Source organism: Streptococcus sp. HMSC034B05 (assembly GCF_001809055.1).
In the GTDB taxonomy this organism is placed as follows: Bacteria; Bacillota; Bacilli; order Lactobacillales; family Streptococcaceae; genus Streptococcus; species Streptococcus constellatus.
In genome coordinates this window covers 65,467-80,126 of the sequence record NZ_KV795590.1, presented here as the reverse complement: position 1 = coordinate 80,126, position 14,660 = coordinate 65,467, and the positions used below count along the sequence as shown (strand labels likewise).

At 34.6% G+C, this 14,660-nt stretch carries 13 protein-coding genes and 3 pseudogenes; 3 read left to right on the top strand and 13 right to left on the bottom strand.

Going from position 1 to position 14,660, the window contains the following annotated elements; translation table 11 throughout:
- The first annotated feature begins 30 nt into the window (after positions 1-30).
- Both HMPREF2542_RS01495 and HMPREF2542_RS01490 read left to right on the top strand, forming a co-directional pair.
- A complete protein-coding gene (locus HMPREF2542_RS01495) occupies positions 31-1,596 on the top strand; it encodes an ABC transporter substrate-binding protein/permease (RefSeq protein ID WP_058670186.1) in 1,566 nt (521 codons plus the stop codon).
- Positions 1,593-2,333 (top strand): amino acid ABC transporter ATP-binding protein, encoded by a 741-nt coding sequence (locus tag HMPREF2542_RS01490; protein ID WP_049476983.1) that lies wholly within the window; start codon positions 1,593-1,595, stop codon positions 2,331-2,333. The genes HMPREF2542_RS01495 and HMPREF2542_RS01490 overlap by 4 nt, the downstream gene beginning before the upstream one ends.
- Before the next feature lie 359 nt (positions 2,334-2,692).
- Here the strand turns inward: HMPREF2542_RS01490 and HMPREF2542_RS01485 are convergent, their stop codons facing one another.
- The 13 genes and pseudogenes from HMPREF2542_RS01485 to HMPREF2542_RS01430 all read right to left on the bottom strand — a co-directional run.
- Entirely contained in the window at positions 2,693-2,908 is a 216-nt protein-coding gene (locus HMPREF2542_RS01485; protein WP_003025899.1) for a capsule biosynthesis transcriptional regulator, read from the bottom strand.
- Between the two features lie 108 nt (positions 2,909-3,016).
- Positions 3,017-3,904 carry an SPFH domain-containing protein gene (locus tag HMPREF2542_RS01480; RefSeq protein ID WP_003036319.1) on the bottom strand — a complete coding sequence of 296 codons (888 nt, stop codon included), beginning with the start codon at positions 3,902-3,904 and terminating at the stop codon, positions 3,017-3,019.
- Between the two features lie 158 nt (positions 3,905-4,062).
- On the bottom strand, positions 4,063-5,181 hold the full coding sequence (locus tag HMPREF2542_RS01475; RefSeq protein ID WP_058670185.1) for an ABC transporter permease: 1,119 nt from the start codon (positions 5,179-5,181) through the stop codon (positions 4,063-4,065).
- Positions 5,178-6,305, bottom strand: coding sequence for a SagG family ABC transporter permease subunit (locus tag HMPREF2542_RS01470; RefSeq protein WP_058670184.1), 1,128 nt, complete (start codon positions 6,303-6,305; stop codon positions 5,178-5,180). Before HMPREF2542_RS01470 ends, HMPREF2542_RS01475 begins: the two co-directional genes overlap by 4 nt.
- An 8-nt stretch (positions 6,306-6,313) precedes the next feature.
- Positions 6,314-7,237, bottom strand: coding sequence for an ABC transporter ATP-binding protein (locus HMPREF2542_RS01465; protein ID WP_058670183.1), 924 nt, complete (start codon positions 7,235-7,237; stop codon positions 6,314-6,316).
- Positions 7,238-7,257: 20 nt separating this feature from the next.
- The gene (locus tag HMPREF2542_RS01460; protein ID WP_048800827.1) at positions 7,258-7,956 is read right to left on the bottom strand and encodes a SagF family protein; all 699 of its coding nucleotides are present in this window, start codon (positions 7,954-7,956) and stop codon (positions 7,258-7,260) included.
- On the bottom strand, positions 7,953-8,621 hold the full coding sequence (locus HMPREF2542_RS01455) for a CPBP family intramembrane glutamic endopeptidase (protein ID WP_048800828.1): 669 nt from the start codon (positions 8,619-8,621) through the stop codon (positions 7,953-7,955). The genes HMPREF2542_RS01460 and HMPREF2542_RS01455 overlap by 4 nt, the downstream gene beginning before the upstream one ends.
- Positions 8,596-9,954, bottom strand: coding sequence for a YcaO-like family protein (locus tag HMPREF2542_RS01450; protein ID WP_048800829.1), 1,359 nt, complete (start codon positions 9,952-9,954; stop codon positions 8,596-8,598). The genes HMPREF2542_RS01455 and HMPREF2542_RS01450 overlap by 26 nt, the downstream gene beginning before the upstream one ends.
- A 4-nt stretch (positions 9,955-9,958) precedes the next feature.
- Positions 9,959-11,026 (bottom strand): streptolysin associated protein SagC, encoded by a 1,068-nt coding sequence (locus HMPREF2542_RS01445; protein WP_048800830.1) that lies wholly within the window; start codon positions 11,024-11,026, stop codon positions 9,959-9,961.
- The gene (locus HMPREF2542_RS01440; protein WP_058670182.1) at positions 11,026-11,973 is read right to left on the bottom strand and encodes a SagB/ThcOx family dehydrogenase; all 948 of its coding nucleotides are present in this window, start codon (positions 11,971-11,973) and stop codon (positions 11,026-11,028) included. The genes HMPREF2542_RS01445 and HMPREF2542_RS01440 overlap by 1 nt, the downstream gene beginning before the upstream one ends.
- Before the next feature lie 214 nt (positions 11,974-12,187).
- Positions 12,188-12,349: a streptolysin S family TOMM toxin gene (locus HMPREF2542_RS09440; RefSeq protein WP_080980148.1), complete on the bottom strand. Its 162-nt coding sequence runs from the start codon at positions 12,347-12,349 to the stop codon at positions 12,188-12,190.
- 404 nt (positions 12,350-12,753) lie between these two features.
- Positions 12,754-13,335 (bottom strand): annotated as a pseudogene (locus HMPREF2542_RS01435) (DNA-binding response regulator).
- Positions 13,336-13,338: 3 nt separating this feature from the next.
- A pseudogene (locus HMPREF2542_RS01430) lies at positions 13,339-13,938 on the bottom strand (sensor histidine kinase); the annotation flags it as partial.
- A 93-nt stretch (positions 13,939-14,031) separates the two neighbouring features.
- Here HMPREF2542_RS01430 and HMPREF2542_RS10055 point away from each other — a divergent pair.
- Positions 14,032-14,660, top strand: a pseudogene (locus HMPREF2542_RS10055) (IS3 family transposase); the annotation flags it as partial.

The following is a 14,660-nucleotide window of genomic DNA, read 5'->3' as shown; positions in this document are numbered from 1 at the left end:
AGGAACCTATTTTAAAATTAGGAGAATAATATGAAGAAAATTTGCTTATCTCTATTTACACTTTTTCTGTTCAGTTTAGGATTTGTAAATACCGTTCATGCCGATGAATATTTACGTATCGGAATGGAGGCAGCTTACGCTCCGTTCAACTGGACGCAGGACGATGACAAAAACGGCGCAGTCAAAATCGAAGGTACCAATCAATATGCCAACGGTTATGATGTCCAAATTGCAAAACAAGTCGCAAAAGAATTAGGCAAAAAACCGTTAGTAGTCAAAACGTCTTGGAATGGTTTGATTCCTGCTTTAACATCAGGAAAATTGGACATGATTATAGCAGGTATGAGCCCAACTGCCGAGCGAAAAAAAGAAATTGCTTTTTCAAATAGCTACTATACTAGTGAGCCAGTGCTACTTGTCAAAAAAGATAGTGCCTACGCCAATGCCAAAACCTTAAATGACTTCAAAGGGGCAAAAATCACGTCCCAGCAAGGTGTCTATCTTTATAATCTAATTTCACAATTGACTGGTGCTAAGCAAGAAACTGCAATGGGAGACTTTGCTCAAATGCGCCAAGCACTTGAGTCAGGAATTATAGACGGCTACATTTCTGAGCGCCCTGAAGCCCTCACTGCAGAAGCTGCGAACTCAAAATTTAAAATGATTCAGTTCAAAAAAGGTTTTGAAGTGAATCAAGAAGACGCTACCATTGCAATTGGAATGCGCAAAAACGACAATCGTATAGAGCAAGTTAATGCTGCTATCGCTAAAATCAGTGTCAAAGACCAAACTGCTTTAATGGATAAGATGATTCGAAATCAGCCTGTTGAGACAGACTCCAGCCAAGATAAGACAAGTTTCTTTGGACAAGTAACAAAGATTCTAAAAGATAACTGGCCCCAGTTTCTGCGTGGAGCTGGTTTAACTCTTCTCATTTCCATTACTGGCACAATTGCAGGACTCATCATTGGACTCTTAATCGGTGTCTATCGCACAGCTCCTACTGCCAAAAATAAAGCTCTAGCGATGTTACAAACCTTATTCGGCTGGTTCTTAAATATCTATATTGAAATTTTCCGTGGAACGCCTATGATTGTTCAATCGATGGTTATTTACTACGGTACAGCACAAGCTTTTGGGGTTTCTATTGATCGGACAATCGCTGCTATCTTTATTGTTTCAATCAACACCGGCGCTTATATGAGTGAAATTGTCCGCGGAGGAATTTTCGCCGTTGACAAAGGACAATTTGAAGCCGCAACCGCTCTAGGAATGACACATAATCAAACCATGCGCAAAGTTGTTCTTCCACAAGTCGTACGAAATATTCTACCTGCTACAGGGAATGAATTTGTCATCAACATTAAAGATACTTCTGTACTGAATGTTATCTCCGTTGTTGAACTTTATTTCTCAGGAAATACGATTGCCACTCAAACTTACCAATATTTCCAAACTTTCACTATTATTGCTGTTATCTACTTTGTCCTAACATTTACTGTCACTCGCATTCTTCGCTATGTAGAACGCCGTTTTGACACAGACGAGTACACAACAGGCGCTAATCAAATGCAAACGAAAGGAATAAAAGCATGAGTGATATCATTTTAGAAATTAAGCATCTCAAAAAATCTTATGGCCAAAATGAAGTTTTAAAAGATATTTCTCTCACTGTCCACTCCGGCGAAGTTATCTCTATCATTGGAAGCTCTGGTAGCGGAAAATCAACTTTCTTGCGCTCTATCAATCTCCTCGAAGAACCAAGTGGCGGTGAAATCCTTTACCGTGGAGAAAATGTGCTAGAAGAAAATTATAATCTCACCCACTACCGTGAAAAATTGGGGATGGTTTTCCAAAGTTTCAATCTTTTTGAAAATCTCAATGTTCTTGAAAATACTATTGTTGGACAGACAACCGTTCTCAAGAGAGAACGCGCAGAGGCTGAAAAAATTGCCAAAGATAATCTTGAAAAAGTCGGTATGGGCGAGCTTTATTGGCAAGCAAAGCCAAAACAACTCTCTGGCGGACAAAAGCAACGTGTCGCTATTGCACGCGCCTTATCTATGAATCCAGATGCCATTTTATTTGACGAACCAACATCAGCCCTCGACCCTGAAATGGTCAGTGAAGTACTAAAAATTATGAAAGACCTTGCTCAAGAAGGTTTAACCATGATTGTCGTCACCCATGAAATGGAATTTGCGCGTGATGTTTCAAACCGTGTCATTTTCATGGACAAAGGCATCATTGCTGAGGAAGGTAAACCAGATGATATTTTCACTCATCCTAAAAAAGAACGTACGAAAGAATTCTTACAACGCTATTTACGATAAAAATAGGAAAGACGAGACTAAAACATCTAGCCTCGTCTTTTTTTCTATCCAAAATAGTTACTATCTCTTTTGAAAACTAATTTTTATTCAAACAAAACAAAACGTTTGAACATATATTTCTTAGAAAATATACTATAAAAAAGTAAATTTCTAATTTTTTGGAATATTTTTTAAAATATAATCTATCAAAGAAAGCGTTTTATGATTTTTTTGTAAAAATATTCGTTTAAAGCGTATGATATTTTTTTGAATAAATAAGTTTTTTTATATATAATTATTCATTGTTTTAATCTCAAGCCACATTATTGTACGATAGTAAATAAAAAAAGCAGGCTGGCAGCCTGCTAAAAATTCGATGATTAGTTTTCAAATTTTTCGTGATTTTTGTCGTAAAAATCAATCAATCCGAGAGCGGTTTCAAATGAAATATTCTTCACTTTAGCACGTCCTTGAGCAAGAGCAATGATAGACATTTCACGAGCGTTCGTTTCTTTACTGATGCGATAACCCGTGATTTTTTTATCACGAACCCAGCTAACAACTGATTCTACTTTTTCAAAGTTAGATTTAGCCATTTCCTTCTCCTATTTATTATTTCTAACTAAACATTTTAAATGTTTTTATTTGTTTTGTCAATGGAAAAGACAACTTATTTTGACGAATAAAATAATTCAGAATATTCTTTATTTTGCTTTAAGAGCTGATAAAATTTGCGTTCGGATACTTTCTACTCCGTCAGGATTGGCTGGTAAGAAAATTGTATTATTTCCCTTATTATCTGCAAAATTATTCAATGTATCAAGATATTGGTTGGTTAAAAGAATTGACATGATTTGTTCTTCTTTCAATTCAACATTTGCACCTTTTAACTCTTTGATAGAGTCTGCCAAGCCATCCACAATCGCTTTACGCTGTTCTGCAATCCCAACACCATGAAGACGATCTTTTTCTGCTTCTGCTTCTGCAGCAGTGACAATTTTAATTTTATCGGCTTCAGCTAATTCTTGAGCAGCGACACGTTTCCGTTGAGCAGCGTTGATTTCGTTCATTGATTGTTTAACCTCTGCATCTGGCTCAACTTTTGTAATCAAAGTTTTTACGATAATATAACCATAAGTAGACATTTCTTCTGCTACTTGCTTTTGTACTTCAAGTGCGATTTCATCTTTCTTTTCAAACAATTCGTCCAATGTCAATTTAGGAACAGATGACCGCAAGGCATCTTCAATATAAGACTTAATTTGAGCTTCTGGACGAATCAATTTATAGTAAGCATCTGTTACGTTATTTTCATTCACACGATATTGCGTTGCAACATTCATCATGACAAATACATTATCTTGGGTCTTTGTTTCAACAACAATCTCACTTTGCAACAGACGTAATTGCACACGCGCTGCGATATGATCAATGCCAAATGGCAAGCGTAAATGAATTCCGCTATTACTTAGCTTTTGATATCTTCCAAAACGTTCTATAATTGCCACAGATTGTTGACGAACAACATATAAGGAACTAAAAAGAATAACAATCAGTACGACAACAATAATTGGCAATACTAAAAATAACATGATATGAAACTCCTATCTTCTTTTTCAAGATTATAGCATACTTAAACGTGTTTATCAAACAAAAGCGATAAAAAAACTTTTATGTTTTTTAGATGATTTAAGGCAGTAGTATATAATCTATTTTCATATAATTGATATCAAAGGCCTCTCACTTTTTATCAATGATGAATTGGTTTTAACATCCAGCTAGAAAATACAATTAGCAAGGTTGCCACTGTAAACAATGCTGCCATATACGGCCAAGCAGTGACAATTGTTCCACCTGATTGAAAAATATCAATAATGGAAAGGACCCAGTTTTGCGGCAATAATTTTCCTATCGCTTGCATATAGCTAGGGGTAATTTTAAGTGGCCATAAACAGCCTGCTAACATGGATGTTGGCATAATGATGAGGTTTGCCAATTGGCTACTTTGTTGACTATTTTTAGAAACTGCACCCACGAATAGACCAAAACCAATTACTAACAAGCTAAACAATAAAAAGGTTGTTAAAAGTACCCAGATTGGAATGTAAAAGCTGATATTTACAACTTTTAACATCCCTAAAATAATAGCAATTTGAATGGCATAGACTATCAAACCAACACAAACATAACTCAACATATATTGTAGTCTTGATAATTTAGATAACGTCAATCGATTGTAAATTTGGGAAACCTTATCGGTCAAGATTCCGCTATAAATCACACTAGCGCTTCCTAACATAAGAATCAAAAGAAAACCAGTAGTAGTTGAGGAGACAGACTTACTTTGTGAACGGTCGCTTAATGTTGTTTGCTGAACTTTATAAGATACTTTGTTATTATGAGCTAAAAGATTGTTAAAAATAGTTTGGTTTCCAGCCGCAGCATCACCTATCGTATTATAATTTTCTAAAAGATAGTTAGCATTGGCTTTAAACCACTCTGTCACTTGACTACTAGATATAGCTCGCAAATTCAATGTTTGCTTTTGTCCATGAAGCACTTTGTTTCCAAAGCCTTTGTCAATCACCAAAACAGCTTCTAATGTTTTATTTTTTAAGTAGTTATCAATCTGTTTTCCATCAAATTTTGTGTAAATATTATATTTCTCATTTTGTTTAATTTGCGAAATAAATTGCCGTGAAATTTGACTGTTATCCTTATCTAAAATTCCAATCTTTGCAGCACTTTCACCCGTAAAACTCAAAGACAGTGCCAATAAGGTTGTCAAAATTGGCAATAAGATAAAGGTCACATAGCTTGATTTTTTGCGACAAATCTTCTTAAAAAGAATTTTCATAAAAGAAATCATGCTGTCACCTGCTTTCTCATCCGAACTAGAGCAAAAAGGATAAAGATAGTTCCCAAGCCCAAGTTAACCACTAATGTCGTTGGAATAGGATTCGTTTGTCCTCCAAACATAAGATAAAACAAACTATCATTAACCCACTTAATAGGTGAAATAGTTGATAATTGATTAATAAATGTACTATTAAGAGTAGACAATGGAACGTAACTACCACCCAAAAAAGCAAAGATTGGAATGATTGCATTTGAAGCTACCATTAAGAACGATTCATTCCGGATACCACTAGCTAATCCAATCCCAATCGCAATTGAAAGATATACTAATGATGCTGTTACACCCACAATCTGCCAGTGATGACTTCCCCAATTCACTTGCATAACAAAGCGGGTAAAGAAATATAAGATAGCTAGTTGAACTCCTGTGGCAAACATTCCTCCTATTAACTTTCCTAAAAGAATATGTGTATTTGAAACACCTGTCAAGTGAATGCGGCTTACAGTACCTAATTGATTATCTGAGAGAACCAAATTCATCGCTGACATAATACTGTAAAATGTAATCATCGTAAACATAGAAATGGCATAGTAGTCTGCCGAAGTCATTCCTTTACTTGTTTGAATAGAAGTTGTTTTTATATAATCAACTGTTCGTTTCTTAATATTATTTAGAGCGGTTGGATAAAGGTCGCTAATAGAATCATACGTTTTAGCACTTTCTACATAGGTATCGACCAACATTCTCACTAAATCGGCATTTTGCTGATTGATACGGTTTGTTGTCACCTTAATCGTTTTATCACTTTTTACCTCTAAAGTAGCTGTCAGAGCACCTTCACTGACTTTTTGTTTATCTGCAGAAAGATTCTTACTAACAGTTGCTTCAAGTCCCAATTCTTTATTCAATGTCTTTAGAAATTTTACGAAACTTTTTTGATAATCTGTCTCAGTTCCTTCGAGCTGATAGCTAACCTTTAACTGAGGAACGGTAGTTGTCGTATTAAAACTTGATTTGAATGCAAAACTTAAGATAACAATCATCAAAATCGGAAAAATAATCATCATCAGAATTGCCGTTCGATTTCTAAAGATTTGTAGACTTTCTTTTTTTATTAAATGAAATAGAATCATAGCAACCTCTAATCTCTTAATTTCTTACCTGTTAAGTGTAAAAAGATTTCTTCTAAATTCAAATGTGTATGCCGAATTTCACTAAAATGAATATGTGCGCGATTTAGTTTTTCGATTACCGTTTGGATACTTTCATTTTCAACTGTTATGATTGTTTCATGATCTAGCTCCGTAATTTTCCAATTTGACTCATGTACAAATTCAAAGCCTTCTCCGTCTGTTATAGTTACCATGATTTTTTGAGCAAAGTCTTTTTCATAGCGTTTTTCTAAATCACCCATGCTTCCTTCTTCGATCACTTTTCCATGATCCATGATATAAATATAATCACATAGCGCTTCTACTTCTTCCATATAATGAGTTGTATAAATAACCGTTGTACCTCGATCATTGAGAAGACGAATCGACTCAAGAATATGATTACGTGATTGTGGATCGATTCCCACTGTAGGTTCATCAAATATAATCAACTGCGGAGAATGAACCAGAGCACATGCAATGTTTAAGCGTCGCTTCATTCCACCTGAAAATTGACGTGGAAAATTTTTGGCTTGATCGGTCAAGCCCACAAATTCTAAACTTTCCAGTACCTTTTCTTTTAGTGTTGCTCCCTTTAAACCATAAAGTGAACCGAATAATTCTACATTTTCATAAGTTGTAAGATCTGGATAAATAGCAATATCTTGTGGGACATAACCAATCTTTGAACTTACTTTTTTAATAGCTTTTATTGATTGACCAAACAAACTAATCTTTCCAGATGTCGTTGGAGTTAATCCTAAAATCAAATTGATTAGACTCGATTTTCCAGCACCATTTGGCCCCAATAATCCATAAATTCCTTTTTTTTCAAGTGAAAAAGATACGTGATCAACCGCTGTTTTCCCTCCTGAATACACTTTGGTAACATCTGTTAATTCTACAAGACTCATAACTGATCCCTTTCTTCAATTTATCTATGTTGTTCTTTAAAACTAATCATCATGTAAGTTAAACCGAGAAGTAACGCACCAACTAGCCAACCATATACTATGGTAGCTACCATACACCAAATACCTATATTTAAAAAGAGTAACAATGCTGCCATTCTTTCTAAATTACCTTTAAAAGAGCAAGCTTTTACAACAGAAAAGCTAAGCACAACAATAGGTAAATTTAAGCTCATTTTTCTAAAAAAAAGATTTAGAATTCCAAAATAGAGAATAGCATCTGTCAAAGTGGTCAATAAAATCAAAGCAAAACTAAGCAACGGTTGTTGTTTGGAAAATGCTAGCCATGCCATTTTTTGAAAAATTACTCGACTGTCTACTTTAAAAACAACCTCTAATAACCCAATTAAAACAAACATTGTAACTTCTATTAAGGCTAATAAGTATAATAGTAAAAATAAGAAAAATCGCCAATTCCAATTTAGCTGTCCCAAAAACAGAGTAAAATTGATTTCACTTTTCCCTACGTTTAAAAGCAGGAAACAAGCAAGAATCAGACAGAATTGAACACCTAATAAAATGATTTCAATCATTTGATGATAAGGTAAAGAACTAGCATGGTGCAAGTGCCAACGTCTCAATAGTCTCAAATGATCTCTGTTTAGCCAAAAGGTAACACAAGCAAGAAAAATCAGAGCTACAGTTATCACAATGATTGTCATAAGACTCTCTCCTTTTTCGCTTGATAAATGCTCAGGCAGTCAATCCATAAATTACCACCAACATGCACAAGGAGAACCAACCAAATATTCCCACTCCAATAATAAATCATACCATACAGAAAACCTGTTAATAATTTTGCATACACAATCTCTTTTCCCATTAGAAGGTGATTGAAGGCATAAAAAACGGTAGTAATGATGAGCACCAAAACAAATGGTAATTTCCAATTTTGCAAGAGAATTTCAAACCATACCAAACGATAGGTTATTTCCTCAAAAAAGGCTAAAAAAAGCGTCAGTGCAACATCAATAGGATGAGAAGCCGCTCCCACAAAAGAAATTTTCAACAATAGCCACTTTTTAGCTTTTAAACAACGAAGACTATACGAGAAACTAACTTCCAAAATAAATATTCCAATCATCAAGCAAATAGCAAGAAATAGATAGGTTAAACTTACTTGCCCACGAAAGTGAATCAGTTGAGGATGCAGCAAGTTGAGGCTCAAAAATATCAATAAATAATAAATATTGACTGCTTTTAAAAATCGAGACAAATCAAATCCATAACCATTTGGATTACTTCCAAAAATCGCCTGCATAGGAATAGATGGATTTAAACTAACTAATAAAAAACATAGACTAAGGCATTGGGTGTACAAATTCATTCGTCACACCTCCAAACTGTCTCATACGCGGATGATTTGCAAATGGAAAAGCTGGAATACACATTTCAAGCAAATCTGGCATTAAGACACGTGTAACATACCATCCTTTTTCAGTCGCTTCTGGTGGAGTCATATCTAAAAAGACTGCATTGGGACTGACTTTCTTCGCATAAGCAAGTAAAATCTTTAAATCTTCTTTTTTATTCTTGCCACTATGATTCTCTAGTTCACTTAGTGTGACGTTCCCAGAAATAAGTGGTTCAAAAGCTTGCCATTTCTCCTCTAGATTCTTGGGATGTGCATAGTAGAAAACGTTACTGTCCAAATCTAGAAATTGTGGACTCTCACTTTCAATATTGACCAAAGCTGCTTGATTATAGAGTAAATTATAATAGTAACTATAACTAATAGCAGCAGCTTCCATAATTCCTCTAAGAAGTGTGTGCTTCGGATCAAGACCCGCTTGAACTCCAAACAAAAGATAAGGTGCTTCTTGATATTTATTTTTCAAAATAATACCAAAAGTATAAAGAGGATTGTCCTCACCAATTGTCATATCAATCGGAATAATCTCATAAAGGCTGTCCTTACCTAAATGCGCATCTTCTAAGATAGCTAAAATCTCTGGATCATCAATTTCAATACGGCAACAAGGTTTTTTAGTATGCCAGCTTAGCATCATTGAGTCAATTTGCAAATATTCAATAACACTGTTACACATAGCAGCTTCCAACGTTTTATGAGAAGCTGTTCCTGTTGAAAAACCTGGAATAACATACTGCTCACCTATTTCATGATTGGGTTTATAACCTACACAAAGCATTTGGACAGGAATATACATTTCTTCATCTTCAAAAAGCATGGGACATTTTACCCAGCCCAAAATATCTTTTTCTGTTACTTCCTTTTGACACATTGTCATATTCAAAGCAATATTTTGTTCAATCTGCTCTTTCGTAAAAACACGTAAATACTCTAACGGCATAACACGATTCGTTTTGCTTAATTCCTCATACGAAGCATAAACAATCTGATCTGCTAATAAATCCCCAGCAATAATTGTTGCATAACGCTCAATACTCTCGCCTACGTACTTAATTAATGCTTCTTCGTAGTGGCTCCCATATCCAATAATATGGTAACTAACTTGACTATTTTCACCAATAAATTGTTTATGATACTCTGGCATCTGCCCCGTTACACTTTTTAAATAAACATCATGAGGATGATTACAGATAGGAACTTGAGATTGATTTAAAATCCCTGTTCGATTACCACTTATCGCTTTAAATTCTGAAAAAATATGATTAAATGATGGATAAAAGTTTAACATACATCTATTCCTTGTCTTCTCTCAACAAATTTCTAACTATTTCACGTGTTGAAATTTGCTGATCCTCATATCTAAGTTTTGCTAAGGCACCTTGCGTTTGAGAATTAGCCATTTTCAAAATATCTTGCACTTGAATTTCCAAAGTAGGTAAGTAGATACTTAACAGGCGTCCCTCAAATTTTGAATTTCCCGTACGAGCTACTAAAAAAGCTTCACTAATGACTAAATTCATTAGGATATTCAATAGTGGTAAAAATGCCTGACTGACAGATTGTGTAGGTGGTAATAGTTGATTTGCAAAATGTTGATACAAAGTATGATCTTGTAAACGCGCTAAAACACGTCGTTCCAAACTATCGAAATCTGCTGTGTGTGGTGGATTCAAAGTACAAGCATGGATAAATGGACCATCCACAAACCCAACAATCAACTGCTGTTTCAAAGAAACAATGACTTCGTTTAGATGACGCATCATTGTTATGTTGAGTCGCTCTTGACATACAACAATAGCTTGATAAACTTTTAATTCTTCTATCAATATCTGCATATTTTGTCGATGAACTAAAGCATCCAGACGCGATGACACATCAGTAGTTTGAATTTTCGATTTTAGTTCATCACTTGCAACCTCAATGTTCACTCCCATCACTTTTGCTAATTCACAGGCAGAATCATTTACAAAATCAACATCGCTGATAAATAATATTGAAGCTGTATTCATTTCTTGTCCATCTTCTGCAAGAAAACGAGAGCCTCCCATTAAAATTTGCATCATATTTTCTTGAATGGCATACTTATCTTCTTGCATCAGCAAATCACTATAATACAATGCTTCAATAACCTGAGATAATTTCGCAAAATCATCTGCATCTAAACGTTCTTCAAAAGCAGTAATATCAATTGCTTGTCCTTTAAACAACGCAGAAATCATCTCGCAATAGACTGCTTTTAATACTTGAGATTCTTGACGAATGTCCAAAGTAGCTTCATTAAAGTCCCAAATTCCTTTTCTAAAACAAAATATTTCATTGAATTGAACAATTCGAACATTACTATTTAATTGATATTTCATTAAAACTCCTTATTTCCGACAACAGTCATATGTATCACATGATGATTAATTCCATCTAGACCTAACTTTTCTTCTATATATTCTTTATTGTATCCACCAATATCCAAACTGCCATATATCAACGCTGTAGAGACCAATTGAATATTTTGAGCTATTTCACCAGCTTCAATAAATGCATAAACCGTTGCTTGATTACCATATTTTCTAGTGTTTTTTAGATAATTATAGGCATACATAAAAATAAGATTGCTATCTTCTGCATTGATTGCTCCAAACTCTGCAAGAGCTCTCATATCTTCTGCTGGAGCAATGATATGGCATCTCAAAGCATGTTGATAGGGTAAATATTCATAATAACCATCTTCTAATCCTTCAACTTGTCTCGCATAAAAATAGAGAGTAATCGGATATAGTCCTCCCCCAGAGGCACAGTTTCTTAAAGCAACTTTTTTTTGAATCTCTTGCTTAACAGTTGCTTCCCCACTGACACCACAAGCATAGTAAAGTAAATTCGCTAAATCTTGTTTTGGCATTTTCATTGCTTTGAACCGGCGGTGGCTACGTCTATTCACAATACAGGTAGATAAGGAGGGAGCTAACTTTTTGGCTTGAGGCAATGCTATAACATCTTGAAAATCTTCAAAATAAGAACTATTGGTAAAATTTGTGACAGCTGAGTCTGTAAAAAATTCGGAAACACTCATTTTAAAACCCAAGTAATCATTATTAGCCTTATAATTCATTAAAAATTCTTGACTTAAATTATCGCTTTCATAAGGCATTAGATGTTGAGCAACTAATTGCTTTGATGTTTTTAAAACAGTTTGATGATGATAATCCGAGAAAGAGAAGTAATTGGTATTAAATTCAAATAATTGACGAGCTTCTTCTCCTGTAAGATGTCTTGGAACAGTCGAACGGATATTATCCTTTGAAAAAAATGACATACATACCTTTCTACTCTTACAATAATAAAGAGTAGTAATTCATTAACACATATGATACCAATGAATTACTACCAAATAGTTAAACTAGGTTATGTAAATATCTAATTGTACCTAATTTTATCAAAGCAAATATCATCCAGAAAGCTTTTATTAGGTTCTACTAATAGCTAGCAATTAGTGAATGTATCAACTCTCTGGATAATATTTGATAGCATTATTTACCTGGTGATGGTAAAGTTGTTGAACCACCAGTTGAATTTCCACCTACTGATATAGAGAAGCAGCATGTACAACTACAGCAGCAACATCCGCCAGGCGCAACTTGTGTTGTATCTGCCACACTAGTAGCTAAAACATTTGAAGAAAATTTCAACATAGATTTTACCTCCTTATAAAATGATGTGTAATATTACAAATTGTGATAGAAGTTAGGGAATCAAACATTGGCTGAGTCATGATATCAATTCTAATCTAGTAGACTTAAAACAGCCTAACCTCAGATAATAACATCGTACAAAGCAAAAGCTAGCTAATCTTTGTACTTTGTAGTAAGACAATCGTCCAATTTCTATCAAAATATATTATATAAGAAAAGCGTTTTCAAGTAAACTTTTTCAAACTACTTTTTGAGTAATTTTTTTCTTTTTTGCAGTATAAATACTTTATTTTGTATATAATTATGTGTTTTTTATTCACAATAGAAAACACATAATCCGGTGAACTTTGAGTCAGATAAATTTCTATCTTCGAACAACTCTATTTCTACAACCAGCCATTTTCTTAAGCAATCCGAACTGCTTCGACTCGATTTTCTGCTGCCAATTTTGTTAAAATACTTGACATATAATTTCGGACTGTTCCGTGTGACAAGTAAAATTTCTGAGCAATCTCTTTACTTGGAAGTCCTGCTGCTGCCGCTTTTAATACCGAAGTCTCTTGATTAGAAAAGGGATTCTTACTCGTCATCATGACTTCCATCAGCTCAGGCGAATACTCTTTTTTCCCCTCTAAGGCGGTGTGAATCGTTTTCATCAGATTTGCAATGCTGCGCTCCTTTAAAACACAAGCATCCACATCGGTTTTCACAGCCCTTTCAAAATATTTTGAACGTTTAAAAGTAGTAACGATAATCACTTTTATTTCAGAGTATTACTCTTTTAGCCACTCCAACACTTCCAAGCCTGTTTTTTTCGACATTTCTACATCTAACATAGCCACATCTACCTTTTGAAATTGTAGTAACTCTATCGATTCCTGACCATTTGCTACTTGATAGACTTCTTCCACATCTGGCTGCATGTTCAATAATTGATACAAAGCATTTCGTAACATACTTTGATCTTCTGCTACTAAAAGTTTCATCTTTTACTCCTCTATTGCTATCACCACTTGAATTTTAGTTGGCTTGCGGTGATTTAAAATCTCTACATTACCAGACAAAATCGTTAAGCGCTCACGAATAGAATGTAACTCCTTTCCTGTTATTTCCTCAAAACCTATTCTGTCATCTTCCACATCAAGAATCAAGTTCCTTGCATCTGAAATGAGATAAATTATACAATGTTTAGCTTGAGCATGCTTGATAATATTTGTTGCTAATTCTAGTAAAATCATAGTAATGCTGGATTGCATGCTAGGTGAAATACTAGCTATATTGAGCTGATTGTCCAAATGAACACGAACATCACTCATTTCCAACATGGTCTGAATCGTTATCAACTCTTCATGCAAAGTTCGACTTTTCAAATTATCAATAATTCGTCTCACATCAGCCATTGATTGCTTGCTAATGTCATGTACTTCTGCCAATTCTTTACCTGCTTGCTCATATTGACTCATCTTGAGAAGTTGTTGGACTAATTCTGTTTTCAAACTCAGCATGGCAAAGGTGTGTCCTAAACTGTCGTGCAAATCACGTCCGATTCGATTGCGCTTATTTTCTGCTAAAAAAAGATTAAGTTGAGCAGGTACTAGCTCCATAAAATGAGACACAAGAAAACCACTTCTGTTGGATATGTCAAGAAAAAGTAGACACAAAGTTAAGTGAAAACGAGGGAAATCATTATATTTGATAAAGCAGTTAAACTCTCTGCTGTCAGACTCATTACAGAGGAAGAGCAGTCTGTAAAAAGCGTTAGTTCGACTTTAGGAATTCATCCAAATAGTTTATATCGTTGGGTTCAATAATATGAAAAATATGGAGAAAGTGCATTCCCAGGTCATGGGAGCGCTCTTCATCATGCTCAATTTGAGATTAAAAAACTCGAAAAAGAAAATAAGATATTACAAGAGGAATTAGTTCTTCTAAAAAAGTTCCAGGTCTTCTTGGAGCCAAAACGAAAATAAAATTCCAATTTTTAAAGGAAAATAGTTCTAGCTTAAATATTAATCATGATTGTCAAACACTTCAAGTATCTCGTTCAGGTTTCTATACCTATCTAAAACGTAAGCCATCTTCAAGACAGATAGAGAATGAAACATTAAAGGAGATTATTAAGGCTATTTTCTATGACCATAAAGAACGCTATGGTAGTGTCCGAATCACTCAAGAACTCTATCGACAAGGGATAAAGGTCAATCGTAAACGTGTTGGTAGATTACTTCATGAACTTTGTCTCTATGCTAAAGGAAGCCGCTATAAATACAAGTACTATAACCGTCGGCGTTCCTCATTGACACGTCCAAAT

Coding starts and splice junctions, on each gene's coding strand:
- HMPREF2542_RS01495 (WP_058670186.1), top strand. CDS start 31: ATGAAGAAAATTTGCTTATCTCTATTTACACTTTTTCTGTTCAGTTTA.
- HMPREF2542_RS01490 (WP_049476983.1), top strand. CDS start 1,593: ATGAGTGATATCATTTTAGAAATTAAGCATCTCAAAAAATCTTATGGC.
- HMPREF2542_RS01485 (WP_003025899.1), bottom strand. CDS start 2,908: ATGGCTAAATCTAACTTTGAAAAAGTAGAATCAGTTGTTAGCTGGGTT.
- HMPREF2542_RS01480 (WP_003036319.1), bottom strand. CDS start 3,904: ATGTTATTTTTAGTATTGCCAATTATTGTTGTCGTACTGATTGTTATT.
- HMPREF2542_RS01475 (WP_058670185.1), bottom strand. CDS start 5,181: ATGATTTCTTTTATGAAAATTCTTTTTAAGAAGATTTGTCGCAAAAAA.
- HMPREF2542_RS01470 (WP_058670184.1), bottom strand. CDS start 6,305: ATGATTCTATTTCATTTAATAAAAAAAGAAAGTCTACAAATCTTTAGA.
- HMPREF2542_RS01465 (WP_058670183.1), bottom strand. CDS start 7,237: ATGAGTCTTGTAGAATTAACAGATGTTACCAAAGTGTATTCAGGAGGG.
- HMPREF2542_RS01460 (WP_048800827.1), bottom strand. CDS start 7,956: ATGACAATCATTGTGATAACTGTAGCTCTGATTTTTCTTGCTTGTGTT.
- HMPREF2542_RS01455 (WP_048800828.1), bottom strand. CDS start 8,621: ATGAATTTGTACACCCAATGCCTTAGTCTATGTTTTTTATTAGTTAGT.
- HMPREF2542_RS01450 (WP_048800829.1), bottom strand. CDS start 9,954: ATGTTAAACTTTTATCCATCATTTAATCATATTTTTTCAGAATTTAAA.
- HMPREF2542_RS01445 (WP_048800830.1), bottom strand. CDS start 11,026: ATGAAATATCAATTAAATAGTAATGTTCGAATTGTTCAATTCAATGAA.
- HMPREF2542_RS01440 (WP_058670182.1), bottom strand. CDS start 11,973: ATGTCATTTTTTTCAAAGGATAATATCCGTTCGACTGTTCCAAGACAT.
- HMPREF2542_RS09440 (WP_080980148.1), bottom strand. CDS start 12,349: ATGTTGAAATTTTCTTCAAATGTTTTAGCTACTAGTGTGGCAGATACA.